General features: G+C 57.4%; 23 protein-coding genes. All 23 read left to right on the top strand.

Annotation, left to right across the window (positions count from 1 at the left end):
• Nucleotides 1-48 precede the first annotated feature (48 nt).
• The 23 genes from MA09_RS01065 (at nucleotide 49) to rfbA (ending at nucleotide 25,577) form a co-directional block, all read left to right on the top strand.
• Nucleotides 49-2,439 carry an SLBB domain-containing protein gene (locus MA09_RS01065; RefSeq protein ID WP_229440514.1) on the top strand — a complete coding sequence of 797 codons (2,391 nt, stop codon included), beginning with the start codon at nucleotides 49-51 and terminating at the stop codon, nucleotides 2,437-2,439.
• Nucleotides 2,440-2,478: 39 nt separating this feature from the next.
• On the top strand, nucleotides 2,479-3,681 hold the full coding sequence (locus tag MA09_RS01060) for a GNVR domain-containing protein (RefSeq protein ID WP_036244526.1): 1,203 nt from the start codon (nucleotides 2,479-2,481) through the stop codon (nucleotides 3,679-3,681).
• Between the two features lie 3 nt (nucleotides 3,682-3,684).
• Nucleotides 3,685-4,689, top strand: coding sequence for a 2Fe-2S iron-sulfur cluster-binding protein (locus MA09_RS01055; RefSeq protein WP_036244523.1), 1,005 nt, complete (start codon nucleotides 3,685-3,687; stop codon nucleotides 4,687-4,689).
• 9 nt (nucleotides 4,690-4,698) lie between these two features.
• Nucleotides 4,699-5,475, top strand: coding sequence for a glucose-1-phosphate cytidylyltransferase (rfbF, locus tag MA09_RS01050; protein ID WP_036244521.1), 777 nt, complete (start codon nucleotides 4,699-4,701; stop codon nucleotides 5,473-5,475).
• 2 nt (nucleotides 5,476-5,477) lie between these two features.
• Nucleotides 5,478-6,548, top strand: a complete 1,071-nt coding sequence (rfbG, locus tag MA09_RS01045) for a CDP-glucose 4,6-dehydratase (RefSeq protein ID WP_036244519.1) — start codon at nucleotides 5,478-5,480, stop codon at nucleotides 6,546-6,548.
• 5 nt (nucleotides 6,549-6,553) lie between these two features.
• On the top strand, nucleotides 6,554-7,897 hold the full coding sequence (gene rfbH / locus MA09_RS01040; RefSeq protein ID WP_081897357.1) for a lipopolysaccharide biosynthesis protein RfbH: 1,344 nt from the start codon (nucleotides 6,554-6,556) through the stop codon (nucleotides 7,895-7,897).
• On the top strand, nucleotides 7,897-8,445 hold the full coding sequence (gene rfbC / locus MA09_RS01035) for a dTDP-4-dehydrorhamnose 3,5-epimerase (protein WP_036244515.1): 549 nt from the start codon (nucleotides 7,897-7,899) through the stop codon (nucleotides 8,443-8,445). Before rfbH ends, rfbC begins: the two co-directional genes overlap by 1 nt.
• Complete coding sequence (locus tag MA09_RS01030; protein ID WP_036244512.1) at nucleotides 8,438-9,355, top strand: NAD(P)-dependent oxidoreductase; 918 nt, start codon at nucleotides 8,438-8,440, stop codon at nucleotides 9,353-9,355. Before rfbC ends, MA09_RS01030 begins: the two co-directional genes overlap by 8 nt.
• Nucleotides 9,356-9,358: 3 nt before the next feature.
• Nucleotides 9,359-10,756, top strand: coding sequence for an O-unit flippase-like protein (gene wzx, locus MA09_RS01025; RefSeq protein ID WP_036244511.1), 1,398 nt, complete (start codon nucleotides 9,359-9,361; stop codon nucleotides 10,754-10,756).
• A gap of 89 nt (nucleotides 10,757-10,845) precedes the next feature.
• On the top strand, nucleotides 10,846-11,808 hold the full coding sequence (locus MA09_RS01020) for a glycosyltransferase family 2 protein (RefSeq protein ID WP_051933065.1): 963 nt from the start codon (nucleotides 10,846-10,848) through the stop codon (nucleotides 11,806-11,808).
• A gap of 15 nt (nucleotides 11,809-11,823) precedes the next feature.
• The gene (locus MA09_RS01015; protein ID WP_081897355.1) at nucleotides 11,824-12,753 is read left to right on the top strand and encodes an NAD-dependent epimerase/dehydratase family protein; all 930 of its coding nucleotides are present in this window, start codon (nucleotides 11,824-11,826) and stop codon (nucleotides 12,751-12,753) included.
• Nucleotides 12,737-13,720, top strand: a complete 984-nt coding sequence (locus MA09_RS01010; RefSeq protein ID WP_081897354.1) for a glycosyltransferase family 2 protein — start codon at nucleotides 12,737-12,739, stop codon at nucleotides 13,718-13,720. Before MA09_RS01015 ends, MA09_RS01010 begins: the two co-directional genes overlap by 17 nt.
• 84 nt (nucleotides 13,721-13,804) lie before the next feature.
• Nucleotides 13,805-15,055 (top strand): hypothetical protein, encoded by a 1,251-nt coding sequence (locus MA09_RS01005; protein ID WP_152594517.1) that lies wholly within the window; start codon nucleotides 13,805-13,807, stop codon nucleotides 15,053-15,055.
• On the top strand, nucleotides 15,052-16,029 hold the full coding sequence (locus MA09_RS01000) for a glycosyltransferase family 2 protein (RefSeq protein ID WP_161783182.1): 978 nt from the start codon (nucleotides 15,052-15,054) through the stop codon (nucleotides 16,027-16,029). The genes MA09_RS01005 and MA09_RS01000 overlap by 4 nt, the downstream gene beginning before the upstream one ends.
• Nucleotides 16,026-16,739 carry a WecB/TagA/CpsF family glycosyltransferase gene (locus MA09_RS00995; protein ID WP_036244500.1) on the top strand — a complete coding sequence of 238 codons (714 nt, stop codon included), beginning with the start codon at nucleotides 16,026-16,028 and terminating at the stop codon, nucleotides 16,737-16,739. Before MA09_RS01000 ends, MA09_RS00995 begins: the two co-directional genes overlap by 4 nt.
• A 4-nt stretch (nucleotides 16,740-16,743) precedes the next feature.
• Nucleotides 16,744-17,775, top strand: a complete 1,032-nt coding sequence (locus MA09_RS00990; RefSeq protein WP_036244498.1) for a dehydrogenase — start codon at nucleotides 16,744-16,746, stop codon at nucleotides 17,773-17,775.
• Complete coding sequence (locus MA09_RS00985) at nucleotides 17,763-18,347, top strand: SIS domain-containing protein (protein ID WP_036244497.1); 585 nt, start codon at nucleotides 17,763-17,765, stop codon at nucleotides 18,345-18,347. The genes MA09_RS00990 and MA09_RS00985 overlap by 13 nt, the downstream gene beginning before the upstream one ends.
• Nucleotides 18,348-18,353: 6 nt before the next feature.
• Nucleotides 18,354-19,058 carry a sugar phosphate nucleotidyltransferase gene (locus MA09_RS00980; RefSeq protein ID WP_081897352.1) on the top strand — a complete coding sequence of 235 codons (705 nt, stop codon included), beginning with the start codon at nucleotides 18,354-18,356 and terminating at the stop codon, nucleotides 19,056-19,058.
• Nucleotides 19,051-19,608 (top strand): D-glycero-beta-D-manno-heptose 1,7-bisphosphate 7-phosphatase, encoded by a 558-nt coding sequence (gene gmhB, locus MA09_RS00975; protein ID WP_051933063.1) that lies wholly within the window; start codon nucleotides 19,051-19,053, stop codon nucleotides 19,606-19,608. The genes MA09_RS00980 and gmhB overlap by 8 nt, the downstream gene beginning before the upstream one ends.
• A 98-nt stretch (nucleotides 19,609-19,706) precedes the next feature.
• On the top strand, nucleotides 19,707-22,553 hold the full coding sequence (locus MA09_RS00970) for a YjbH domain-containing protein (protein WP_229440512.1): 2,847 nt from the start codon (nucleotides 19,707-19,709) through the stop codon (nucleotides 22,551-22,553).
• A 188-nt stretch (nucleotides 22,554-22,741) separates the two neighbouring features.
• Complete coding sequence (gene rfbB, locus MA09_RS00965; RefSeq protein ID WP_036244839.1) at nucleotides 22,742-23,800, top strand: dTDP-glucose 4,6-dehydratase; 1,059 nt, start codon at nucleotides 22,742-22,744, stop codon at nucleotides 23,798-23,800.
• 1 nt (nucleotide 23,801) lies between these two features.
• Nucleotides 23,802-24,689 (top strand): dTDP-4-dehydrorhamnose reductase, encoded by an 888-nt coding sequence (gene rfbD / locus MA09_RS00960; RefSeq protein ID WP_036244494.1) that lies wholly within the window; start codon nucleotides 23,802-23,804, stop codon nucleotides 24,687-24,689.
• 9 nt (nucleotides 24,690-24,698) lie between these two features.
• The gene (rfbA, locus tag MA09_RS00955) at nucleotides 24,699-25,577 is read left to right on the top strand and encodes a glucose-1-phosphate thymidylyltransferase RfbA (RefSeq protein WP_036244493.1); all 879 of its coding nucleotides are present in this window, start codon (nucleotides 24,699-24,701) and stop codon (nucleotides 25,575-25,577) included.
• Nucleotide 25,578 lies beyond the last annotated feature (1 nt).

Below are 25,578 nucleotides of genomic sequence, written 5' to 3'. Positions count from 1 at the left end.
TAATCCTAGGTTATCCGACTGCTACCATCTCTCTTTCCCGAGTATCACATGTCCAAGTTTTTGCTTCGCGCAGTGACGCTGGCTATCGGCGCTGTGTCGACTATTGCGTCTGCTCAAGAATCGCCGGCACGTGCCGACGAGATGTTTGGGCAGGAGCTGAATAACACGGCGGCATCGGCCGCGACGCCGACCGCGCCGCGCCGGGTGTCGATCACTAATGCCACCCCTGCAACGGCGTCTGCAGCCGATGCTTCGGCTGCAGCAGCACAGTCGCGTCAGACCTCAGGCTTCGCTGGAGCGCTACCTGCACGCAACGCCCAGGTCCGTGCCGGACAGGCACCGGTTGCGACGGGCGCCGCATTTGTGGAGCAGGCCGAGTTTCAGACCGAATTTCAAAAATTCATCTTCGACAGTGTTGGCCAGGATCTCCCGATCTTCGGCGCCAACTTCTTCGCGAATGCCCCGTCGACCTTTGCTCCAATCCTGAACTCCCCGGTACCGTCGGAGTATGTGCTCGGCCCGGGTGATGAGCTCCTGATCCGTGGTTGGGGTACGATCGACATCGATTTCCGCGCCACTATTGACCGCAACGGTACGATCACGATCCCAACGATCGGTTCGGTGGTGCTGGCTGGCGCGAAGGCAGGTGATGCTGACGATATCATCCGCAACGCGGTCGCCAAGCTATACAAGGGCGTGACTATCAGCGTGAACTTCGGTCAGCTGCGCGCGATTACTGTATACGTGGTTGGCCAAGCGAGCCGTCCTGGTACCTATACCGTGTCCAGCCTGTCGACGCTGGTGACCGCGCTGTTCGCCAGTGGCGGTCCAAACGCAAACGGCAGTATGCGCCGCGTCCAGGTAAAGCGCGCCGGTCGCGTGGTCACTGAGCTCGACCTGTATGCCTTTATCGCCAAAGGCGACAAGTCGGCCGACGTCAAGCTGCAGGACGGTGACTCTATCTATATCCCGGCGGCCGCTGGCTATGTGGCGCTGGTGGGCAAGGTGAACAGCCCAGCGGTGTACGAACTCAAGACCGGCAGTGACACGATCGAATCGATGCTCGACTTTGCCGGCGGCATGCCGGTGGTGGCCGATCCGCGCCGCGCTTTCCTTGAACGCATCGATCCAAACAAGAACCGCCCGCGCAGCGTCGAGCAATTTGCGCTCGACACTGCCAGCCTGAAGCGTCCGTTGAAAGACGGCGACGTGCTGAACATTACTTCTATCACGCCGGAGTTCTCGAACGCGGTCATCTTGCGCGGTAATGTGGACCAGCCGGTCCGTGCCCCGTTCAAACCAGGCATGCGCGTGAGCGACCTGATCCCAAGCCGTGATTACTTGATCACCCGCGCTTCGGTGAAACGCCAGAACCAAGTCATCGCCATTGGACACGACGAGCAGGTGACGAACGAGCACGCTGACACGATCGCCGCGCGCGTTGGCGATCTGCTGGACGAAGTGAACTGGGATTACGCGGTCGTCGAACGCATCAACCGCAGGGATATCTCGGTCACCCTGGTTCCATTCAACCTGGGTAACGTGTTTGCCAACCCCGGCAGTGCCGACAACGTGGAGCTCCAACCAGGCGACACCGTGACAATCTTCTCGCAACAGGATGTCGCGGTTCCGATGGACAAACGACGTGTGCTGGTTCGCGTTGAAGGCGAAGTCAAGGTTCCCGGTGTGTACCAGATGAGCGCCGGTGAAACGCTGCAAAGCCTGCTGGCAAAGGCGGGTGGCCCGACTGCTAATGCATATTTGTTCGGGACCGCATTCCATCGCGAAACGGTCCGTAAGGAACAGGAAATTAACCTTGAAAAAGCTGCGCGCCGTCTGGAGGCTCAGCTCAATAGAGAACAGAGCTTGAGTGTCGCTAATCAGCAGGCTCTGGCTTCGGTCAACCCACAGGTGCTTGCAGCTCAGCAGCAAGCGCAAGCCGAGCTAGCCCGGCAAAAGATCGCGCGGTTCCGTCAGTTGAAGCCGACCGGGCGGATTGCATTCAACCTGGACCCGAAGGAACGTTCGTTCGCTCGGCTGCCGCAATTAAAGCTGGAGAACGGCGATCGTCTCGTCGTCCCTGCAATGCCAGCCTTTGTCCATGTGTTCGGAGCGGTCAATGTCGAATCTTCGTCACTCTGGAGGCCAAACACTCGCGTCAAGGACTACTTGAACGTAGCTGGCGTGACTTTAGACGCAGACGTTGACCAGGCGTTCGTTATTCGTGCTGATGGCAGCGTGGTCTCGCGCGATACGGGGAGCTGGCTGTTCGGCAGTATCGGCGGGATGGAGGTTATGCCAGGTGACAGCGTGGTCGTTCCTGAAAAGTTTGACCGAGAGACCAAGTGGACAAAGTTCTTGAAAGGCACGCGTGAGTGGGCGCAGATTTTCGCCAACTTCGGTCTCGGCGCTGCGGCGATCAAGACGTTGAAAGAATGATCATCACAATGTTTTCGAAGCGGGAAGTGGCCTGACAGTATGAATCAATTGCAGATGACTGCACACGAGCAGTCGAGCAAGGTCGATGGCAACATCGGTCTGTTCGAGATGCTGATCTTTTTGGCAGAGTACAAAAAGCGGCTCTTGGTAGTGCCTTTTACAGCGGCTGTCATCTCCGCTGGGGGCAGCATGGCATTGCCCAATGTCTATGAAGCGACAACCAAGCTTTTGCCGCCGCAACAAAGCCAGTCGAGTACGACTGCCTTGCTGTCACAGCTCGGCGGTGCTGCAGGTTTTGCAGCCGGTATGGGAATAAAGAACTCTAACGACCTGTACGTTGGCATGCTGAAGAGCCGGACTGTCGCTGACCGGCTGATTGCCAAATTCAACCTGAAAAAAGTCTACGACACCGATTCACTTGATGCGGCCCGTATCCGGCTGGAGAAAAACACAACGATCAGTGCCGGTAAGGACGGCCTGATCAGTATCCAGGTCGAGGACAAAAACAAGCAGTTGGTCGCTCCGCTGGCGAATGCCTATGTCAATGAACTCACCCAATTGAACAAAGTGCTTGCAGTCACTGAAGCTAGTCAGCGCAGGATGTTTTACGAGCAGCAGCTTGAGAAGGCGAAAGACAACCTGGCCTCAGTCGAAGGCGAGTTGAAGGGCGCCCTGGATCGCCGCGGAGTCATCAGCGTGGACACGGAAAGCCGTGCGATGCTCGAGACCGTCGCGCGTTTGCGTGCGCAGGCATCAGTTAAGGAAATCCAGCTGAATTCCATGGCGGCTTTCGTGACCCGCGATAATCCTCAATACAAGCAGGTATCGGAGGAACTGGCCAGCTTGCGTGGCGAGCTGGCAAAGCTGGAAAACGGCCGCGGCGCTGAAGGTGGTGATAACCAGTCGCCCTCCGCCGGGGGGCAGAGCGGCTTCCAGAACGCCAAACTGCTGCGCGATGTGAAGTACTACCAGATGCTCTACGAACTTTTAGCCAAGCAGTATGAAGTAGCACGGTTGGATGAGGCCAAGGACCCTTCTATCATTCAAGTGCTCGACCCGGCGGCGGAACCGGAGCGCAAAGCCAAGCCGCGCCGCGTGCTTATTGTCGCGCTGGCCACAATCGCCGGTTTGTTGCTTGCTGTCCTGTCCGCCTTCATGTCCCGGGCCCGGCGGAACTTCCTGAAATCCGAGGAAGGGCGCGCCCAGTGGCACGAGTTCAAGTCCTTATTAGCAAGGAAGTGAACCATGGCGGAAATCATTCTAAGTTCCGGAACCCGTTTCGAGGTCCAGCCCGGCGCTTCAATCCTGGATGCCGCTGCAAAAGCCAACGTATTCATGCCCTACAGCTGCAAATCGGGCCGCTGCAGTACCTGCAAATGCAAGGTACTCGAGGGTGAAACGACTGCACTGCAAGCCGAAATCGGACTGTCCGCAGAGGAAAGGGCCCAAGGCTGGATTCTGAGTTGCGTGCGTTCGGCGAGTGCCGACGTGGTGCTCGAGTCCGAGGACCTGGGCGGTATCGAGCTGCCTGTGGTGAAAACCCTCCCATGCCGTATCAGCAGCCTCGAAAAACTGGCGCCGGATGTTCTGCGCGTCATCCTGCGCATGCCGCCTACGGCCGAGTTCAATTTCCTGCCGGGCCAGTACATCGACGTTATCGGTCCTGAAGGCCTGCGTCGCAGTTATTCGCTCGCTAGCGCGGACGCGGGTAGCAAGACGCTCGAACTACACATCCGTGCTGTCGAAGGCGGCTCCATGAGTGCTTACTGGTTCGGCCAGGCCAAGGTCAACGACCTGATTCGACTGAACGGTCCGCTAGGTACGTTCTTCCTGCGCCAGACGGCGGGTCTTGACCTGGTCTTTTTGGCCACGGGCACGGGCATTGCACCTGTAAAGGCAATACTCGAGACGATACCCGGACTCGCATCGGAGCAGCGCCCGAAGTCGGTGACGGTGCTGTGGGGTGGACGCGTGCCGACCGACCTGTACATCGACATCGAGGCGATGAGCGGCGATCACCGTTACGTGCCAGTGCTCTCGCGCGCCGATCATGGCTGGACCGGAAAGAGGGGCTACGTGCAGGACGTGCTGCTCGGCTTGCAGCCCGACCTGACCAACGCGTCGGTGTATGCCTGCGGGTCGGACGCCATGATCCGTAGCGCCCAGGACCGCGTGGCAAGCGCCGGCTTGCCCGCCAATAGATTTTATTCCGACGCATTTGTTTGTTCAGCGCCCAATTCAGCAAATTAGGATATTTATATGAAAGCAGTCATTCTCGCAGGGGGACTTGGTACGCGCTTGAGTGAAGAGACCTCCACCCGGCCCAAGCCTATGGTGGAAATCGGCGGCAAGCCGATTCTCTGGCACATCATGAAGATGTACTCGCATCACGGCATCCACGATTTCATCATCTGCTGTGGCTACAAGGGTTACGTTATCAAGGAATACTTCGCGAACTATTTCCTCCACATGTCCGACGTGACCTTCGATATGCAGGCGAATGAGATGCACGTGCGCGAAAAGCGCGCCGAGTCCTGGAGAGTGACGCTGGTGGACACCGGCGACGAGTCGATGACCGGCGGCCGACTGGCGCGCGTGGGCGACTACCTGAAGAACGAGGAAGCGTTCTGCTTTACCTATGGCGACGGCGTCGGGGACATCGATATCAGCGCGACCATCGAGTTCCATCGGAAGCACAAGAAGTGGGCGACCCTGACCGCCACGTATCCACCCGGCCGCTTCGGCGCGCTGGATATTGTGGAATCGCAGGTCAAGAGTTTCAAGGAGAAACCGAAGGGCGATGGCGCCATGATCAACGGCGGATTTTTTGTGCTTTCCCCGAAAGTCCTTGAGTTCATCAAGAAGGGCGATGCCACGATCTGGGAGCAGGAGCCCTTGTCGGATCTGGCGGAAATGGGCCAGCTGATGGCCTACGAACACCATGGATTCTGGCAGCCGATGGACACCTTGCGCGACAAGATTCACCTGGAAGGCCTGTGGACGAGCGGAAAAGCACCTTGGAAGAAGTGGGACTGATCATGAGCGTCAATCCTGATTTTTGGCACGGCAAACGCGTTCTCCTGACCGGGCATACCGGCTTCAAGGGCAGCTGGCTTAGCCTGTGGCTGCAGTCGATGGGAGCTGAGCTTCATGGCTTGGCGCTTGCGGCGCCGACTTCACCGGCCCTGTTCGAGGAAGCGAACGTCGTTATCGGGATGACCAGCATTATCGGCGACATCCGCGATTACGCGACGGTGCTGTCCGCGATGGAAGACTGCAAGCCGGAGATCATTATCCACATGGCCGCCCAGCCCTTGGTGCGTTACTCCTACCAGCACCCTGTCGAGACCTATGCGACCAACGTCATGGGGACAGTGCACGTGCTCGAGGCCGCTCGTCAGGTCGGCAGCGCACGCGCGATTGTCAATGTCACGACGGACAAGTGTTACGAGAACAAGGAATGGCTGTGGGGCTACCGTGAGGATGAACCCATGGGTGGCTATGACCCCTACAGCAATAGCAAAGGGTGCTCGGAACTGGTCACCAGCGCTTATCGCCGTTCCTTCTTCCAGCAATCCGATATCGCGCTGGCTTCCGCGCGCGCCGGCAATGTCATCGGTGGCGGCGATTGGGCCGCGAACCGTCTGGTCCCGGATATCCTGCGTGCGTTCGAGAAGAGCGAGCCAGTGATCATCCGTAATCCGCATTCCACGCGGCCATGGCAGCACGTTCTCGAACCCTTGGCCGGCTATCTTGCGCTCGCCGAGCGCCTGTATCAGGAAGGCCAGGCTTTCGCCGACGGCTGGAATTTCGGTCCGCACGACGACGATGCGCGGCCCGTCCAGTGGATCGTGGAGCATATGGTCCGCAGCTGGGGCGGCGAGGCCGCATGGCAGTTGGACGAAGGTCAGCATCCCCACGAAGCCCACTACCTGAAGCTGGATATTTCCAAGGCAAGAGCGAAGCTGGGATGGCAGCCGCGCTGGCATCTCGCGACCGCACTTGGACACATCGTCGAATGGCACCATGCATGGCTCGACAAGGCTGACATCCGAGCTAAGTGCCTTCAACAAATTTCACAATATCAAAACGCTAGTTTGCCTGCTTAAAAAATATGACTACCTCGAACATTCAATTTATGCCGAAATCTCCGAACGCGATTCGCAAGGAGATCGCCGATCTGGTGCAGCAGTATGCGGACATCGTCTATGCCCCACAGGCTTTCGTTCCCGGACGAACGCCAGTGCCGGTATCCGGCAAAGTGATCGGCGCCGCTGAGCTCCAGAACATGGTCGAAGCCAGCCTGGACGGCTGGCTCACCACCGGTCGCTTCAACGCCATGTTTGAAGAGCGACTCGCGAAATACCTCGGCGTCAAACACCTGATTACTGTCAATTCCGGATCGTCGGCCAACCTCGTCGCCTTCTCGACCCTCACCTCCTCGAAGCTGGGCGAGCGCGCCATCAAGCCGGGCGACGAAGTGATCGGGGTCGCAGCAGGCTTCCCGACTACGGTTAACCCGATCCTCCAGTTCGGCGCGGTGCCGGTGTTCGTTGACGTGGACCTCGCGACCCATAACATCGATGCAAGCAAAATCGAAGCGGCGATCTCGCCCAAGACCAAGGCCATCATGCTGGCGCACTCGCTGGGCAATCCGTTCAACCTCGACGTCGTCACGGCAATCTGCAAGAAATACAATCTTTGGCTGATCGAGGACTGCTGCGATGCGCTCGGCGCGACCTACAACGGCCAACTCGTCGGCACCTTTGGCGATATCGCTACGCTAAGCTTCTACCCCGCCCACCACATTACCATGGGCGAGGGCGGTGCCGTATTCACCAACAACTCGGAACTAAAGTTGATCGCCGAATCGTTCCGCGATTGGGGCCGCGACTGCTATTGCCCGCCGGGGAAGGACAATACCTGCGACAAGCGATTCTGCTGGAAGCTGGGCGACCTGCCGGAAGGCTACGACCACAAGTACACTTACAGCCACCTCGGTTACAACCTGAAGATCACCGATATGCAGGCGGCGTGCGCGCTAGCCCAGCTCGACCGCGTCGACGAGTTCATCGCTACGCGCAAGGCAAACTTCAATTACCTGAAGGAGCGCATGCAATCGTGCGAACAGTTCCTACACCTGCCGGAAGCGACGCCGAATTCCGATCCGTCCTGGTTCGGTTTCCCGGTCGTCCTGAAGGAAACCGCCGGCGTCAAGCGTGTTGACCTACTGAATTACCTGGAACAAAACAAGATCGCGACGCGTCTGCTCTTCGCCGGCAACTTGATTCGCCAGCCTTACATGATCGGACGCAATTATCGCGTCAGCGGTGAGCTCACGAACACCGACGTCGTGATGAACCAGACCTTCTGGCTGGGTACGTTCCCGGGCTTGACCACCGCGCACCTGGATTACATCGTTGCCAAGCTCGAAGAGTTCTTCGGTCTGAATTTCTGATGTTCACGCTCAAACCTTCATTCATCCCAGGATGCCATGAGGTGCTGCCGCGCGTCATGCACGATGCGCGCGGTAGTTTTGTGAAGGTATTTCACGCAGATGCCTTTCGCGAACTGGGCCTGACGACCGAGTTTACCGAAGAGTACTATTCGCACTCGCGCAAAGACGTTATCCGAGGGATGCACTTCCAGACGCCGCCTGCGGACCACGTCAAGATGGTCTACTGCGTGCAGGGCGAAGTATTCGACGTCGTCCTTGACCTGCGGGTCGGTTCGCCAACCTACGGGCAAGCGGCGACGTTCACTCTCAGCGCGGAGGCGGGCAATTATCTGTATATCCCGAAGGGACTTGCGCACGGATTTTGTGCCGTCAGCGAGACGGCGACGCTCGTCTACAAAGTGAGCACAGTGTATTCGCCGGAAAACGATTCCGGCATACTCTGGTCGTCGGTGAATGTGGACTGGCCGACCGACACGCCAATCCTGTCGGAACGCGATGCGCGTTTCAATCCGTTTTCCGAGTTTGAAAGCCCCTTTACCTATGAATGAACGCGACGCGAAACGTGCACTGGTGACGGGCGGCACCGGCTATGTCGGCGCCATGCTGGTTCGCCGCCTGGTTGCAGATGGCTGGAATGTGCACCTCATCATCCGGCCGGGCAGCGATACTAAAGTGCTTGGCCCGGCACAGGAAACAGTCGTCTGCCACGAGCACGACGGCAGCACCGAAGACATGGTGGCCATCGTCAATGCGGCAGCGCCGACAGTCGTTTTTCACTTGGCATCGCTTTTCCTGGCGCAGCACACTGTGGCGGATGTCGAGCTCCTGGTGCGTTCCAACGTCCTGTTCTCGACTCAGCTCGTGGAGGCCATGGCACGCAATGGCGTGCGTCATCTGGTGAATACCGGCACCTCATGGCAGCACTACGAAAACCACGAGTACAACCCCGTCAACCTATACGCGGCGACCAAGCAGGCATTCGAATGCCTGCTGGCCTACTACGTCGAGGCCCACGGCCTGGTTGCCACGACTCTGGTGCTGTTCGATACGTATGGCCCCTACGACTGGCGCTCGAAGCTGATCGCGCTGCTGTGGAAAACCTCGACCGCGCGCGAACCCCTGGCCATGTCGCAGGGGGAGCAATTGATCGACCTCGTGCATATCGATGACGTCGTCGAGGCCTTCATGTTGGCTGCGGCGCAGTTGCGCGGGCGCGATGGGGGGAACGTTCACTATGGCGTGTCGTCCGGCCAGCCCCAACGCTTGCGCGACTTGGTCGCGGCCTTCGAGCAGGCGACGGGCACGCAGGTGCCAATCCTCTGGGGAGGACGTCCTTACCGTCCGCGTGAAGTCATGACGACATGGACCGGTTTTTCTCCCGTTCCCGGGTGGAAGCCGCAGATCCCGTTTGAAACCGGCATTCTTCAAACGCGCCCGGTAACGGCAGATAACGCTTGAGTCATGGGCAGGCAAATAACACAGGGCGACATGATATGGGGGTATGTCGCTCAAGCTCTGAATCTCGGCGGCGGTCTGCTGCTGCTGCCGATAAGCGCGCGCTACCTTTCTCCTGAAGATCTCGGTCTCTGGTTCGTCTTTACGGCGCTTGCCGGCCTGGCGCAATTGCTGGAACTTGGCTTCCAGCCAACGTTCGCGCGCAATGCTGCCTATGTGTACTCGGGCGCGCAGCAACTGGCGAAAACAGGGCTGCCGGCGCGCGCCAACCAAGAATCGGGAACTAACGTCGTCCTGCTTGCCAGCTTGCTGGAGGCTGCACGCACCGTGTACCGCGCGGTTGCCGGCCTCGCGGGCGTCTTCATGCTGCTTCTGGGAAGCCTGTATATCAAGACCTTATTGACGCCGAATCAGGATGCTGCCCACTCCCTTCTGGCTTGGGGAATGTTCTCCCTTGGCTCGATCATCAATTTTTATTTTGCCTATATCAACGGCTTCTTGCAGGGGCGCGGCGACGTCACGCAATGGAGCAAAGTCACTGTATTCACCCGTGGTTCGCTGGTGTTGTTTAGCGTGAGTGCACTTCTGATGGGCTATGGCTTGTTCGGCCTTGGGATCGCGTCATTGTTGTCGGCCGCGGTCGGAAGAGCCACCGCTCACCACTATTTCACCAAGGACGCCTTGATCGAACGGATGCGGAATACTGAAATCACGGCGGAAGGCAAACGCGAAATCCTGCGTACACTCTGGCACAACGCCGGTCGCCTGGGCGTGGTCCAGATCGGTGCTTTCCTGATACAGCGAGGTAACGTACTTATCGCCGCGAGTTTCGTCGGATTGGCGGCCTCCGGAAGTTACGGCATCACCGTTACCGTGCTGATGGCGTTGTCCGGAATGGCGAGCGTGGTATGCCAGCTGCAGCTTCCGCATTTAGCCAGCCTGCAGGCGTCTTATAACCGGAAAGCCGCTGCCGAGGTACTTGGCGAAACCTTCCTGATGAGCTGGGTTTTCTTCCTGCTCGGATTGACCTTTGTCGTGGTTGCAGGTGACGGCCTGCTCACCTTAATCGGGAGCCGCAACCATTTGCTGCCTTGGCCGCTTTGCTTGATGCTGGGAATCGTCATGCTGCTCGAAATGAATCACAGCATTGCAGCGAGCTACTTGACCACGCTGAACAAGGTGCCGTTCGTCGGCGCGGCGATCTTTTCGGGCATTGGGGTCACCTTGTTGACCTTGTTATTAATCAAGCCATTCGGCATCGCGGGAATCGTAATCGCACAAGGCGCGGTGCAACTGGCCTATAACAACTGGAAATGGCCGTTGGAAGCAGTGAAGCATCTTGAGGTCAGCCTTTCGAATATATTGGTTCTGGGAGCGAAGCGAATTGTTTCGCGTTACGTGTAATAACGCAGCGTTTCCGGGTCGGATAAATCATTATGCACATGAATCAAATGGATTTACGAGGAACTGCAAGAGCCGGTAGCCGGATCTTGATGGATACTTCGGTGCGCGACACGGTGCCACTGCTGTCGATCGCCATCCCGACTTACAAGCGTTTCGATCTGCTTGCAGAAACGCTGGAGTCTGTTTTTGCGCTCCATTTCGATTTTTCGGTAGAAGTGCTGGTGGTCGATAACGATCCATCGAACGACGCCCTCGCATTGCAGGAGATATCGCGGTTCCGCGACCACTCGTTCGTCTATTACAAGAATATCGAGAATGTCGGCATGTTCGGGAACTGGAACCAGGGAATCAATCTGGCTCGCGGCAAATACGTGACGATTCTGCACGATGATGACCTGCTGTTACCTGCATTCGCGGCGGAGCTCAATTCGCGCCTGCTGCAGCCAGCGGCCGAGCCGGCTCCCATTCTCGCTTTCCAGGTCGCTATCCTGGACCAGCGCGAAAATCGTCCTCAAGAGATTCCGAAAGACCGTGTCGTGGACGCGCACGCGCTGACGGCAGCCCCGTCGAAAGGAGCCGGCAAAACCCGCATCAAGGGAACCCGCGAATTTTTCTTTGGCAACCCATTCTGCGGTACTCTTGGCGTCGTAATGAGGCGGGACCTGGCGCTGTCAGTCGGTAGTTTCGATCCTTCCTGGTTTCCTATCGCCGACTATGAATTCTGGTGCCGCTGGGTCGCCGCAATAGGCGATATTCCGATCGTTTCCGAGAAAGTCGGACTGTACCGGATGCGGCAAAATGAATCAATGGTGCCCCAAACCAGGAGTGCGTTCGTGACGAAATCGCGCGAACTGCGCTCCCGGATGATATCGGAGGGCGTCGTTCCCGGCTTTTATTCTCTTCTGCTTTCGACTTCGGCACGGGTCCAAAAGCTCGCGATCGACCGCGATTGGCTAGCCGATGGCGAGCGAATCAAACGATCGTCCGCTCTTGCCGTATTTGTCTGGCGTTGTCTCGTATTTTCGCTGACGCGTCTTCTTCCACACCGCTAACCAGATCCATTTCCCATGAAAGTATTATTGATCGGAGGTGCAGGATTTCTGGGCATCAATCTCGCAGAGGCGATGATTAATGCCGGGCATTCCGTATACCTTCTCGACAAGTCTTTCGCCAATTTCGAAAGCCGGCGTCTTTCGATTCCCGTTAACGGAAAGTACGAGGTCGATATCGGCGACACTGCAGCAATCATCCGTCTCGTGGATGAGCTGGAAATCGATTGTGTTGCGAACCTGGCATCGAGCTTGTTGCCGTCGAGCGACTACACGGCTTTCGATCTGGAACTCAGGAACATGATGCTCCCGGCTTTTCAGCTGTTGAGCCACCTCGCTTCTAGAAAGATGAAATATCTATACTTCTCGTCCGGCGGCGCTATCTATGGCGACGCCGTCGAAGGACCTTGTCAGGAAAAGATTCAACCGCTGCCAATTAGTCATTATGGTTATTCAAAAATGCTATTTGAGCAGTATATTGAATTTGTTTCCCGCACCGCCGGTTTAGAGTATATAATCGTCCGCCCGTCCAATCCCTATGGACCTCATCAGAATCCCAACAGGAAGCAGGGACTAATCGCTGTCGCTTTTGACAAGATCGTCAACCGTCAGTTGATCGAGATCTGGGGAGATGGCTCCGTTATCCGCGATTTTGTTTGGGTCGGTGACCTTGCCGCAGCGGTAACGGCTCTGGTGGATCGTAACTCGTGGAATGCCACTTACAACGTCGGCTCAGGCGTAGGCTCCTCGGTCAAGCAGATTATCCACCTGATTGAAGATCTGGTAGGCGTGCGTGCCGATGTGGAGTACAAGTCGGCGCGACAGGTCGATGCGACAAAGATCGTTCTGGACATCTCCAAGCTGCAGTCCCTTATAAATTATCAGCCGCTTGATCTCGGAGAAGGGCTGAGGAAGTATTTTAGAGCGGTGTATGCTACGAAATCCTAATTCCCGGCTCGCACTGGCGATACCGACATATAACAGAAGTGCCATTCTCTACGAGAATTTGAAGGAAATGCTCCCGGAGATCCGCGAGCATTCCATCCCCATCTATATCTCGGATGACAGCAAAGACTCTGAAACCGAGTCAATGGTTGCGAAACTGAAAGATGAATATGAGTTCATCTTTTACCGGCGTAACGACCCAAGCTTAGGGCATGACCGTAACTTTTTCGCGACACTGGCGATGCCCGACAGTGATTATGTCTGGTATCTGGGCGATTCGCTCTACCTCAGGCCGGGCGCGCTGACCGAGGTCCTGGCGCGGGCGAACCAGGGACATGACTTCATCTTTATCAACTCCTACGCCAACGATCCGGTCGACCGGGCCATCGAAGGAAAGGATGTCAAGGATTTTCTGGTCGACCGCGGGTGGTATTTGACGCTGTCCGGCGCGACGGTCTACGGTCGCGGCCCGCGATCGCTTCTGGTTGCCGAGGAGCGCAGGGTCCAGTGGACCAATTTCCCCCAACTGGGCCTGATTTTCGAATATGCATCGCTTCGCCCCACGTCGTGCGCTTGGCTCGGCCAGCCGTCGATCTGTTTTAACAGGAAAAAGAAGAGTTACTGGCTCAAGACCGCATTGCGTGTTTTTGTCAGGGATTGGGCTGCACTGGTGCGATCGTTCCCCAGACTTTTTACCGAGTCAGAACAGAATCATGTAATCCGGTCACACGGGCTCAATACGGGACTGTTCGGTTTCAAATCACTGATTGCCCTGCATGCGGTTGGCGGCATCAGCCTGCCGGAACTGAAGCAGCTTGGCGCCGATTTTGCACTGGCCTCTCCCATCAGTCCGCACTGGGCGAAGCTGATGTGCCTGACTCCACGCGTGCTGATAAAGAGCGTCTGGAGTGCGGGCAAGGCAATCAACACCGCATTGGCCGGTTTGCGAGCGACTTCGGGTCAGATTTAGACGTTTCCCGAGCTTCCTGATTCGACTGCGGGCAGGTACGAATTCAAAAACACCGCGAAAGACTGCGGACTACAAGACACTGAAATGGCAGCAGATCGGCGTACCGATATCATGTTGGTACTAGTGAGATTCCTGGCTTGCGGCTTTTATGTACTGCCGCTGGTTCGGCTCGTCTCTTTCAAGCTAAGCGGCATGGCGTTGCCGATCAGCGCATTGAACAGCTTCTTTGCGCTTGCCCTGCTATGTTCATCGCTCTTCTATTCCAGAGCGCTGCGCATTGGACATAGCGTCCTGCTTGCCGTTCTGATGTTTACTGTCCAGATGTTTTTGTTCGCTGGCACGGTCGTTTATCGCAAGGGCAGTTTCGAGAGTTCGGATCTTGCCACCGCATGGATTTATTTTGTCTCGCCGGTGCTATTCGTGTTTGCGGGCGGTCTTTTTTCGAACGGTATTGCCGAGCGAGATCTGTCGGTCATCCGTCGACGCACCGAATATTGGCTGAATGTCGCTGGATGGGCGCTCTTGCTGGGCGCTTTCATCAACGGCCTCGATGTCGTGATTCTGGGGGACTCCTACCCGACGGTTTATGAAAAGTTCGCCACGACTTCCCCGGCGACTTTCGGTGACTGGACGCTGCCGCGCCTATCCGGCGCCTATTTTTCGGGCCTCGATTTCGCCATGGCGGTGATCGTCCTAATGGCGCTGCGGCATTACAGCAATCTGCCGCCGAGTCGCTGGATGTCCCTGACGTTGTATTTACTTGCGTGCATGACCTTCACCAGGAATGCCTACGTCATCCTGGTGGTCTGGATGTTTCTTCATAAAGCCGCACCCAGGCGCGTGGCTAAGCTGTCATCGATGATTTATTTGCTCGGCCCGATCCTGAGCATTGCCGTCGTAGCGATCATGCTGGCGCAAACCGCAGCGGGGCAATTGGAGGTGAGTGCCGAGAGTTCGAGCATGCTGACGCGCATGGCGTCATGGCTGGCGATTTACCAGCAGTTCGCGGGAACCCCATCGGCCACCTTCGTCGGCCTAGGGCTTACCCAAAATGCGTTGATCCCGGGAGAAAGCGACGTTTATGCGATAGATAATTTTTACCTGGAGTTGCTCTGCTATTCAGGGCTGGTAGCGTATATCTGCTACGGGTTGCTGTTCAAGGGCATTCGGCACAAGGCCTTGAACATCCAGGGGGGCGTGGGCGGTACCGCTTTGATGCTGCTTCTTTTCGTGCCAGTCATGGGCGTGTTTAACAACATGGTGGGTTCAATGCTTTGCTCAGCATTGTTTTTTGTATGCGGCTTGCTCGCGTTAACATCGAGGTCTGAATCTTGAAGTGTCTTATTGTTGTACTGAACTGGCGTGCTGCAGAGCGGACCTTGGCATGTGTCGACTCACTAGTCAGCAATGTCTTGACAGCCGGACATAACCTCATCATTGTCGACAACAATTCCGGTGATGGATCGTTCGAGAAGCTGAAAGAGCAGGTCGGTGCCCGATATCCCCATCTTTGCCGCGATACGCCGGTTGGGGATCGGGGTGGGATTCACGTGATTGACTCGACGGCCAATGGTGGTTATGCATTCGGCAATAACCAGGCGCTGCGCTGGGCAGAACGCATGGGCATCGGCTATGACGTGGTCTGGATCGTCAATAACGACACCATCGTGAAGGACGATGCGCTTCAGCCTCTGGTGGCGATGATGAAGGCCCGCCCCGAGGTCGGCCTGGTCGGATCTTATTTGCTCAATACCTCGGACAGCAATCTGCAATGCGCTGGCGGGGTTTCCGGGATCAAGCAGCTGGCTCTTTTCAAGAATTTCCTGCCGGGCCGCGGCGGTCTGAGTGGCTGGCTGTTCGGACGGCAGCTGGTTTACCTGACGGGGGCCAGCATGCTGGTGTCCAGGAGGCTCATCGACGACATTGGACTGATGGAAGAGAGTTTTTTCCTCTATTTCGAGGAAGCGGAATGGCAGGAGCGGGCGCTGGCCGCCGGCTACAAATTGGCAGTTGCACCGGACAGCAAGGTTTACCACGAAGGCTCGGCGACCGTGGGCGCGGCAAGCCCATTTTTCTATTACATGTATTCGCGGAGTGCGATACTTTATCTGAAGAAAATCAGGAAGGGCTCGCCCCTCGTCACGGCGGCATGGCTGCTGTTGGCGTGCTATCTGAAAACCCGGAATGGCGCCTGCATTTGCGCCACCTTCAGCGGGATCAAGGACGGAATTAGCAGGAGCGCTTCCGACTGGCAGTCGCAATTTTTCACGCGGGTGAACGCAAAACTAGGAACTGAGGTTGAACAATGAAATTTTCGGTAATTGAGCTTAGTCCGGCGCTGCCGGAAATTTTCAAGGGCGGACGGCTGCAGGTCATCTTTCCGGTCAATGCCCAGTTGGTGGGCTTGGCCAACCAGCGCGACGATTTTAGACACGCGCTCAAGGTCGGCACTTGCGTCGTCGACGGGCAGATTCTCCAGTGGGCGGTCAATATTCGCGCCTTTTTCAAAGGCACCAGGAGCTACCAGAAACTGAGCGGTTCCGACCTCGTCTACCGTATTTCTTCCGAGGTCGCCCGAAACCAAGGCAGACTGCTGCTGATCGGCGGCAGCGAGCATTCGAATACCGGCTCCGTGCTGCGTTTGAAAGAGCTGTACGGTGGTGAAGTTTTCGGATTCTCGCCGGAGTTTTCTGGCTATCCGATGTCGCGTGAATGGCTTGCACGCCTGTTCGAGGTAATCGACGAGGTGAAGCCGACCGCAATCTTTTTTGGTCTCGGTGCTCCAAAGCAAGAGCTTTTGATAAAAGATATATTTGTCGAGCTCGAATCGCGTGGAGTTTCACTCGTGATGGCGGTGGGCGGCAGCTTTGACTTCGTGTCAGGCAACATCAAACGCGCTCCGAAATTCATTCAGAAGATCGGAATGGAAGGCGTTTACCGCCTGTGTCAGCAGCCTTCCCGCATGCGGGCCGAACGACTGGCCGAAAGTTTTATGGCATTGAGATTCTTTGTAAAGTAAATCGATGAAAATTATCAAAAAAGTCCATGCACGGGCCCCATTGCGGCTTGGCTTGGCTGGCGGCGGTACTGATGTTTCGCCATACTGCGACATTCACGGCGGTGCGATCCTTAACGTTACTATCAGCCTCTACACCCATTGCCAATTGGCGATCTTCGATCATTCGGGCCCGAGTCGGTTTTATGCGGCCGATTTTAATGTCGAAGAAAATAGCGACACCGCGAGCGCCGAGCGTCGCCTAGTCTTGCACCATGCAGTGTATGACAGGATTAATCGCGAGTACTTGAATGGTGAAGCGCCCGCAGTGGAGCTCATCACTTATTCCGACGCGCCTCCAGGAAGCGGCGTCGGCTCCTCCTCGACCTTGGTCGTCGCCATGGTCGCGGCCTATGCCCACGCCTTCGATATTCCGCTCGGCGAATACGATATCGCACATCTCGCGTATGAAATCGAGCGCATTGATTGCGGCATGGCCGGCGGCAAACAGGATCAGTATTCGGCCGCATTCGGCGGCGTCAACTACATGGAATTCGGCGCCGACGACCACGTTATCGTCAATCCGCTGCGTATCGATCTCATGACGCTCAGGCGCCTGGAATCGCAGCTCCTGCTGTTCTATACCGGCCGCTCGCGGGAGTCGGCTCGCATCATCGAGTCGCAGATCCAGGCTACCGAGTCCAAGGCGGAATCGGCCTTGAACGCGATGCACAACGTGAAGAAGTCCGCGGTCGAGATGAAGAACGCGCTGCTGAAGAATAACCTCGACAGCGTGATCTCGGTCCTTGGCTCGTCGTGGCTTGAGAAGAAGAAGATGGCTCCAGGTATTTCAAACTCCGCCATCGACGCCATTGCCGAAATGGCATACGACGCAGGCGCGACCGGGCTGAAGGTGTCGGGTGCTGGCGGCGGCGGTTTCATGGTGATCGCCGTGCCTCCGACGTCGCGCTGGGCGGTGCGCAGGGCGCTCGCCGACTGCGGCGGCCAATTTTACGAATTTGAATTTGAAAAACACGGAGTATCAGTATGGAACATGTAAATCATTTTTTTGCGGAATCGGTACGTGATTCGATCTCGGTAAAGCAGGCCGTGCTTGAGGATGCTGCGATCCAAGCCCAGGTTTGCCAAGTCGGCGAACTGATGCTGCAAGCGTATCGCTCGGGGAAGAAAGTCGTTTTCGCCGGTAATGGCGGCAGCGCGGCCGATGCCCAGCACCTGGCAGCGGAATTCGTCAGCCGTTTCGAGTTCGACCGTCCTGGCTTACCATCCCTGTCGCTGTCGACGGACACCTCAATGCTGACGGCGATCGGTAACGACTATGGCTACGAAAAACTGTTTTCCCGTCAGCTCGCGGCGCAGGCTCAGCCCGGCGACGTGTTCGTCGGTATTACCACGTCCGGCCGCTCGAAGAACATCATCGAAGCCTTCAAGATCGCCGGTGACCTCGGTGTGAAGACGGTCGGCCTGTGCGGCGCGGCCGGCATCGAAGGCGCTCCTGTGGATTACGAGGTAAAGGTCCCGTCGACAAAGACGGCCAGAATCCAGGAAGTGCACATCGTCATTGGCCACTACTGGTGCGGTTTCGTCGAGCGCATGTATTTCAAAGGTTGAGCGTTCATGGAATCCACGCCCTGTGTAGTCCTCGCTGGCGGCCTAGGTAGCCGTATCAAAAGCGTGCTCGGAGAAGTACCCAAGTGCCTGGCCCCTGTGGGGGGGGAGGCATTCCTGGCGCTGCTGGTCAAGAACCTGCGCAAGCAGGGGTTCGAGCGGATCGTCCTGTCGCTCGGTAGCGGCGCCTCGCAGGTCGAGGACTACGTCGAAGCCCATCCCGAGCTGGCGATCAGTGCCATGGTACGAGAGGCGACCCCACTGGGAACCGGAGGGGCGATTCTGTTTACCATGGACCGCCTGGGCGTCGACGAGGTCGTAGTGGTCAACGGCGACACGCTGTTCGAGGGGGATGCATCGTCGATGATCGCGCCTCTTTCGGTGCCGCAGCTAGAACACGTGCGCATGCTCGGCGTTGTGGTGCCGGACGTCGGCCGCTTTGGAGCATTGCAGATCGCAAGCGAGCGGCTGGTCGGCTTTTCGGAGAAAGGCCAGCATGGGCCCGGCTGGATCAACGCCGGGTATTACCGGATCGCGCGTAAGGCTTTTGCCAACAAGGTCGACGGCGAGGCTTTCAGTTTCGAGACCGACGTGCTGACCGAGGCGGCGCGGCGGCACACCGTTTCGGTATGCCAGGTCTCGGGTTACTTTACCGACATCGGCGTCCCTCAGGACTACTTTGCCTTTTGCAAACGGATGGGCGTTGATGGCTAAGCGCTGCGTATTCCTGGATCGTGACGGTGTCATCAATGTCGAAAAGAACTACCTTTATCGCGTAGCGGACTTCGAGTTCGTCGACGGCGTTCCCGACGCCATACGACGTTTGAACGAAGCAGGATGGCAGGTCGTCGTGGTGACCAATCAGAGCGGCATCGGGCGAGGCTATTACACCGAGAGCGATTACGCCATCTTGACGGATTATATCTCGGCGAAGCTGGCAGACGCCGGCGCGACCGTGGATGCCTTCTACCATTGCCCACACGCTCCCGACTGGAATGCGCCACACGGATGCGAGTGCCGCAAACCCATGCCCGGCATGGTCTTGAAAGCAGCATCCGATCTGGGGCTGGACTTGGCCGGCTCGGTCCTGGTTGGGGACAAGGTTTCCGATGTGATCGCAGGCCGAAACGCCGGCGTCGGCGAATGCTTTCTGGTAGAGAGCGGACATGCTCTCGATGATGATGTTGGCATGGCGGACGGCGTTTTCGTCAGTCTCGGTGCTTTTGTCGACCACTTGTTGCAATGTGCCGGCCAGACCGGATAAGCAGATTTCGCCCTTTTTATTTGACCTGAGGGATTCTTCGTTTCTCCGGCGCGTCCTTCAGCCTGAGAAACGAATAGTCCCTCCTTGCCATAATCGTCGTGTACAAATTCGTTAAAAGAAGCGTTAGCTACGCATGTTGTAGTTGTCTCGTGCTGGGTGTCGTGGAAGCGCGTGCGAATACCCCCTCAGTGCAAGGGCAGCATGGGTACATCAACATGCCGAATGCCGAGGTCGGGCCGGACGGGATGTTTTCCGCTGGTTACAGTTACGACAGCCCGTACGGTAACTTCTGGGTGACCAGCACTCTGCTGCCTTTTTTGCAGGTGACTGGGCGTTATGTTTCCATCACGGGCATTCCAGGGTTCACCTATGTGCCTGGTCAGTATGGCAGCGAGTACGGCCGCTACAAGGACAAGGTGGCGGACGTCAAGGTTCGCTTATTGCAGGAGAACACGTGGCTACCTTCCGTGGCGGTGGGAAGCACTGACCTGCTGGGCACGGAGCTCTTCACCGGTAAATATATCGTCGCCACCAAGACCTTTGGCTCCGCCCGGAATCTTGAAGCGAGTGTTGGCTATGGTTTCAAGCGCCCGGAAGGCCTTTTTGCCGGCCTCCGCTGGGCTCCGCTCGCGGCGCCTCAGTGGGCAGTGGTCGCCGAGTATGATGCCAACGATTATTCCAAGGACTATCTCGCGGACCGGACGTTTGCCGGAAAGAGGAGCAAGGGGCCGGCGGTGGGACTCGAATATCGCTGGGGATGGCTTGGCGCCCAGGTAGCCCGCCACCGCGACCATTTTAGTGCGAACGCCTATCTCAGCATTCCGTTCTCCGAACGCGAATTCATACCTAAATTGTATGAACCGGTGCCGTACAAAGCGAAAAAGGTAGCTGGACAGGTTCCGATCGCCGCATGGCGGGATGCTGGCTATGGGGACGAACTGGTGGAGGCGTTAGTCCAGCAGGATTTCAGGAATGTCCGTGTTGAGCTGGACGGAAGGTCACTCAAAGTTTCCTTGACCAACAACCGCATCGCGAATATGGGACGTGCGGTAGGACGTGCCGCGCGTACAGCGCTCGCGTTCGCGCCGGAGGGCACGCATGCGATTCACGTGACCTATACTAAAGTAGAGCAGCCAGTTGCCACTTACGAGTTTTTCGACCTTGGTCGCTTGACCGACTATTTAAGTGGCCTAGTAGACCGAGAATACTTCCTGCAGACCGTTTTGGTGCGATACTCAAGCCCCGCAGACAAGGTGGATAGTGACCGGGACGGCTTGCTTGCGTCTATCGCTCACGAGGGAAGTGGCTTAGCGGTGCAGGTAGGTCGAGACGGAAATATGGTTCAGGTTGTTTCAGAGGACCGCGAAGCAAATCGATTCAAAATAGTGCCGAAGATAGGTTTCTTTTTCAACGATCCGAGCGGTGCTTTACGTTATGAGATCGCTGCAGCCGCCAATTACGATAAGCGTCTGTCCGAAGGTACTTATCTAAACACTGCGTTCAGGCTGAGCTTGCTCGAGAATATTTCTGGTGTAACCCAGCCATCAAACAGTTTGCTGCCCCACGTACGCACGGACATCGCCGAATATAAGCGCGCGAGCAGGTTAAAAGTGAATCGTCTGCTCATCAACAAATACATAATGCTGGATGAGCGCATGTACGCGCGTGCATCTGCCGGTTTTTATGAAGAGATGTACCGTGGCGTGGGCGGCCAGGTTCTGTACTTTCCTAAAGACAGCCGCTGGGCTGCTGACCTGACGGTTGATGCGCTTCAGCAACGTGGATTTAAGGGGTGGTTCGACAAGCGCGACTACAAGACCGTTACCGCACTCGGTGCAATGCATTACAAGCTCCCTTACGATATTACTGCGACGGCGCGAGCAGGGCGCTTCTTGGCTAAGGACAAAGGGGTGCGCATGGAGTTTAAGCGTCGCTTCCAGTCCGGCACCGAGATCGGGGTTTGGTTCACGAAGACCAATGGCAAGGACATTACCAGCCCAGGCTCGCCGAGCGATCCTTACAATGACAAGGGCATATTCCTATCGGTACCATTGAACATCATGCTGCCAACGGATTCCCAGGTGGTGGCCGGATTCGCTCTTGCACCGTGGACGCGCGACGTCGGCCAGATGGTGGCGAGTCCTGGCGACCTGTACGACCTGATGGAGCAGCCGCGCAGGGACCTGACGACCTACGACGGCCTGGGTAACTTTGCCGAGCGCCGCGACGAGCAGGGCCTTGCTGCGGTGAACCCACCGGTGCGTGCGATGGCAAGCCCGTGGCCAGCCTTCCGCTGGCGCCTCGAGCAATCGGTATCCACGACGCCGACGCTGCCACAATGGGCCAATGGAACGATGCTTGCCGGTGGAGCGATCCTAGGCGGCGCCTTGCTGGATAAGCCTGTTGACCGCTTCATGAAGAAGCATGCCGGGTCGCGCGTCACGGAAGCGTGGGACAAGGCCGGCAAGGCAATGCCTGCAGTATTGGTTGGCGCGGCCGCCGGTGCGGTGGCGTTCGGCGATGCGCGGATGCAGAACATCGGTATCATCTCGCTGGAGTCCGTCGTTGGCGCCGCCGCACTGTCGATGGCGACTAAGCGCTTGGTCGGCCGTGCGCGTCCGCATGAAGAGCTGGGACAGTGGAGCCGGGCGTTAAAGCGCTCGGACGCGTCCTTCCCGTCAAACCACAGCGCCATGGCATTTGCCGCCGTAACGCCCTTCGCCCAGGAATACGATGTCCCATGGCTGTACGGCCTGGCCGCCGCGGGCTCGCTGGGCCGCAGCGCTGGACGCCAGCACTGGGTATCGGATGTGGTCGCCGGTGGCGTGCTCGGCTATGCCGTGGGTAGTTGGCTATGGCAGGCGCAGCGCGACAATCCGCGCTCGCACTTCGCTGTCAGTCCAGGGCCGAAGTCGCTCAGTGTGGCATGGAGCGGCAGCTATTGACTGTCTGTATGACACGTATTCCCGACTTTATCGCTGAAATCGCGTCGCGGTAACAATGATTTGCTGTCTGGAAGTTCCACTCTTATTTAAAATTGTCGTGTTTTGCATGAACCATGCGTGTTCGGTATTGAACAAACAAGGTCTGCAGCTTACCAACGCGCTATCGCAGCTATTTGGAGTATCCCTACATGATTTTAACGACCGGCGGTGCTGGGTTTATTGGCAGTAACTTCGTGCTTGACTGGTTTACGGTGTCCGATGAGGCAGTCGTCAACCTCGACAAGTTGACCTATGCAGGCAACCTGGAGAACCTGGCTAGCCTGCGCAACAATCCGAACCATATCTTCGTCCATGGTGATATCGGCGACGTCGGCCTGCTCCGGCAACTGCTCAAGCAGCACCGGCCGCGCGCGATCGTGAACTTCGCTGCCGAAAGCCACGTCGACCGCAGCATCCACGGGCCGGAAGACTTCATCCAGACGAATATCGTCGGTACCTTCCACCTGCTGGAAGCGGTACGCGAGTACTGGAGCGCCCTGCCGGCGCAGGAGAAGTTGGCATTCCGCTTCCTGCATGTGTCGACCGACGAGGTCTATGGCTCGCTTGGCAAGGACGATCCAGCGTTCCGCGAAACCAACCGTTACGAGCCCAACAGTCCGTATTCGGCTAGCAAAGCTGCCAGTGACCATCTGGTGCGCGCCTATCACCACACCTATGGCTTGCCGGTGCTGACGACGAACTGTTCGAATAACTACGGGCCATACCATTTCCCGGAAAAGCTGATCCCTCTGTGCATCCAGAATGCGCTGGGAGGCAAGCCACTGCCGATCTATGGCGACGGACAGCAGATCCGTGACTGGCTGTACGTAAAAGACCATTGCTCTGCCATCCGCCGCGTGCTCGAAGCGGGCAAGCTGGGCGAGGTCTACAATGTGGGCGGATGGAATGAAAAAGCCAATCTCGAGGTCGTCGGCACTTTGTGCGATATCCTCGATGAACTCAGCCCGCGCACCGACGGCGCGTCGTACAAGACCCAGGTCACCTTCGTAACGGACCGTCCCGGACATGACCGTCGCTATGCGATCGATGCCACCAAGCTCGAGCGTGAACTTGGATGGAAGCCCGCGGAAACCTTCGAGACGGGCATCCGCAAGACCGTGCGCTGGTATCTCGACAACCAGGCGTGGGCGCAGAATGTGACCAGCGGAGCCTACCGCGAGTGGGTCGGCAAGCAGTACGGAGCATGAATTGAAAATCCTCGTCACAGGCAGGAATGGCCAGGTTGGCTTCGAGTTGCAGCGTGCGCTGGCGCCGCTTGGCGAAGTCATTGCCGTCGGTCATGGAAATTGCAACTTGACCGACGTCGAGGCAATCCGTGAACTGGTAAGGCGTGTCGCACCGGACGTCATCGTCAATCCAGCCGCCTACACCGCCGTGGACAAGGCCGAGGCCGACGAAGCCACTGCATTTGCCGTGAACGCCAGGGCACCCGGCGTTCTCGGGGAAGAAGCCGCGCGCCTTGGCGCACTGGTCGTGCACTTTTCGACGGACTATGTGTTCAGTGGCAGCAAGGATGGTCATTATTCGGAGGATGACCAGCCCGACCCGCAAAGCGTGTACGGCAGCACCAAATACGCGGGGGAGGTGGCGCTGGTCAGGGCCAATCCTCGCCACCTGATCATGCGCACCAGCTGGGTGGTGGGGGCACATGGGGGCAACTTTGCGAAAACCATGTTGCGTCTCGCTGCCGAACGCGAGCAGCTGAACGTCGTAGCGGACCAGTTCGGCGCCCCAACTTCGGCAGCCGTGCTGGCTGACCTGACGGCACACCTGGTCCGACAGTACCAGCGCAAAGGCGCGGATGGGTTCCCATACGGAACCTACCACGTCGCCGCATCAGGCGAAACCAGCTGGTGCGACTATGCGCGCTTCGTCATTGGTGAAGCGCTGACTGCGGGCCAGGCGCTCAAGGCAAGTCCAGAGACAGTCATGCCGCTCACGACCGCGCAGTACCCGACTCCGGCCAAACGGCCGGCCAATTCCAGGCTCGACACCAGCCGCTTCCGCAATACCTTCGGTTTGCGGCTCCCGCCCTGGCAGGAAAGCGTCCGCCACGTCTTACAGCAAATTTTTTAAAAGACAACAATGTCCAATTCCAAACGCAAGGGAATCATCCTCGCCGGCGGCTCCGGAACACGGCTTTATCCGGTGACCCAGGCCGTCAGTAAACAACTGATGCCGGTGTATGACAAACCGATGATCTACTACCCGCTCAGCACCTTGATGCTGAGTGGTATTCGCGACGTGCTGGTCATTAGCACGCCGCACGACACCCCGCGCTTTGCGGAACTGCTCGGTGACGGCAGCCAGTGGGGCATGAATATCCAGTATGCGGTGCAGCCTTCGCCTGACGGTCTGGCGCAGGCATTCATCATCGGGCGGGACTTCATCGGCAACGATCCAAGTGCCTTGGTGTTGGGCGATAATATTTTTTACGGACACGACCTGGTCAAGCAACTGCACAGCGCTAACGACCGTATCGATGGGGCCACGGTCTTCGCCTATCACGTGCATGATCCGGAACGCTATGGCGTGGTCGAATTCGATGCCAAGCAGCGCGCCATCAGTATCGAGGAAAAACCGAAGGTGCCAAAGTCGCATTATGCGGTGACTGGGCTGTATTTCTACGATAACAACGTGTGCAATATCGCCGCCGATATCAAGCCATCCGCACGTGGCGAGCTGGAGATCACCGATGTGAACCAATGCTACCTCTCTCGCGGGATGCTGGACGTCGAGATCATGGGCAGAGGCTTCGCCTGGCTGGATACAGGTACCCACGACAGCCTGCTGGAAGCAGCAAGCTTCATTGCTACATTACAGAAGCGACAGGGCCTACAGGTCGCTTGTCCAGAAGAAATCTCCTACCGTCAAGGCTGGATCAATGCTGCGGACCTGCAAAAGCTAGCATCGCCCCTGTCCAAGAACGGCTATGGCCGTTATCTGTTGAATCTCCTGAAGTAAT

It is taken from the genome of Massilia sp. BSC265 (assembly GCF_000740675.1).
Taxonomy (GTDB): Bacteria; Pseudomonadota; Gammaproteobacteria; order Burkholderiales; family Burkholderiaceae_D; genus Telluria.
The sequence above is the reverse complement of the archived record's forward strand: the minus strand, read 5'-3'. Positions and strand labels throughout refer to the sequence as shown.

Excerpts from the sequence above, each read along its gene's own strand:
- MA09_RS01065 (WP_229440514.1), top strand. The coding sequence starts at position 49 with ATGTCCAAGTTTTTGCTTCGCGCAGTGACGCTGGCTATCGGCGCTGTG.
- MA09_RS01060 (WP_036244526.1), top strand. The coding sequence starts at position 2,479 with ATGAATCAATTGCAGATGACTGCACACGAGCAGTCGAGCAAGGTCGAT.
- MA09_RS01055 (WP_036244523.1), top strand. The coding sequence starts at position 3,685 with ATGGCGGAAATCATTCTAAGTTCCGGAACCCGTTTCGAGGTCCAGCCC.
- rfbF (WP_036244521.1), top strand. The coding sequence starts at position 4,699 with ATGAAAGCAGTCATTCTCGCAGGGGGACTTGGTACGCGCTTGAGTGAA.
- rfbG (WP_036244519.1), top strand. The coding sequence starts at position 5,478 with ATGAGCGTCAATCCTGATTTTTGGCACGGCAAACGCGTTCTCCTGACC.
- rfbH (WP_081897357.1), top strand. The coding sequence starts at position 6,554 with ATGACTACCTCGAACATTCAATTTATGCCGAAATCTCCGAACGCGATT.
- rfbC (WP_036244515.1), top strand. The coding sequence starts at position 7,897 with ATGTTCACGCTCAAACCTTCATTCATCCCAGGATGCCATGAGGTGCTG.
- MA09_RS01030 (WP_036244512.1), top strand. The coding sequence starts at position 8,438 with ATGAATGAACGCGACGCGAAACGTGCACTGGTGACGGGCGGCACCGGC.
- wzx (WP_036244511.1), top strand. The coding sequence starts at position 9,359 with ATGGGCAGGCAAATAACACAGGGCGACATGATATGGGGGTATGTCGCT.
- MA09_RS01020 (WP_051933065.1), top strand. The coding sequence starts at position 10,846 with ATGGATACTTCGGTGCGCGACACGGTGCCACTGCTGTCGATCGCCATC.
- MA09_RS01015 (WP_081897355.1), top strand. The coding sequence starts at position 11,824 with ATGAAAGTATTATTGATCGGAGGTGCAGGATTTCTGGGCATCAATCTC.
- MA09_RS01010 (WP_081897354.1), top strand. The coding sequence starts at position 12,737 with ATGCTACGAAATCCTAATTCCCGGCTCGCACTGGCGATACCGACATAT.
- MA09_RS01005 (WP_152594517.1), top strand. The coding sequence starts at position 13,805 with ATGGCAGCAGATCGGCGTACCGATATCATGTTGGTACTAGTGAGATTC.
- MA09_RS00995 (WP_036244500.1), top strand. The coding sequence starts at position 16,026 with ATGAAATTTTCGGTAATTGAGCTTAGTCCGGCGCTGCCGGAAATTTTC.
- MA09_RS00990 (WP_036244498.1), top strand. The coding sequence starts at position 16,744 with ATGAAAATTATCAAAAAAGTCCATGCACGGGCCCCATTGCGGCTTGGC.
- MA09_RS00985 (WP_036244497.1), top strand. The coding sequence starts at position 17,763 with ATGGAACATGTAAATCATTTTTTTGCGGAATCGGTACGTGATTCGATC.
- MA09_RS00980 (WP_081897352.1), top strand. The coding sequence starts at position 18,354 with ATGGAATCCACGCCCTGTGTAGTCCTCGCTGGCGGCCTAGGTAGCCGT.
- gmhB (WP_051933063.1), top strand. The coding sequence starts at position 19,051 with ATGGCTAAGCGCTGCGTATTCCTGGATCGTGACGGTGTCATCAATGTC.
- rfbB (WP_036244839.1), top strand. The coding sequence starts at position 22,742 with ATGATTTTAACGACCGGCGGTGCTGGGTTTATTGGCAGTAACTTCGTG.
- rfbA (WP_036244493.1), top strand. The coding sequence starts at position 24,699 with ATGTCCAATTCCAAACGCAAGGGAATCATCCTCGCCGGCGGCTCCGGA.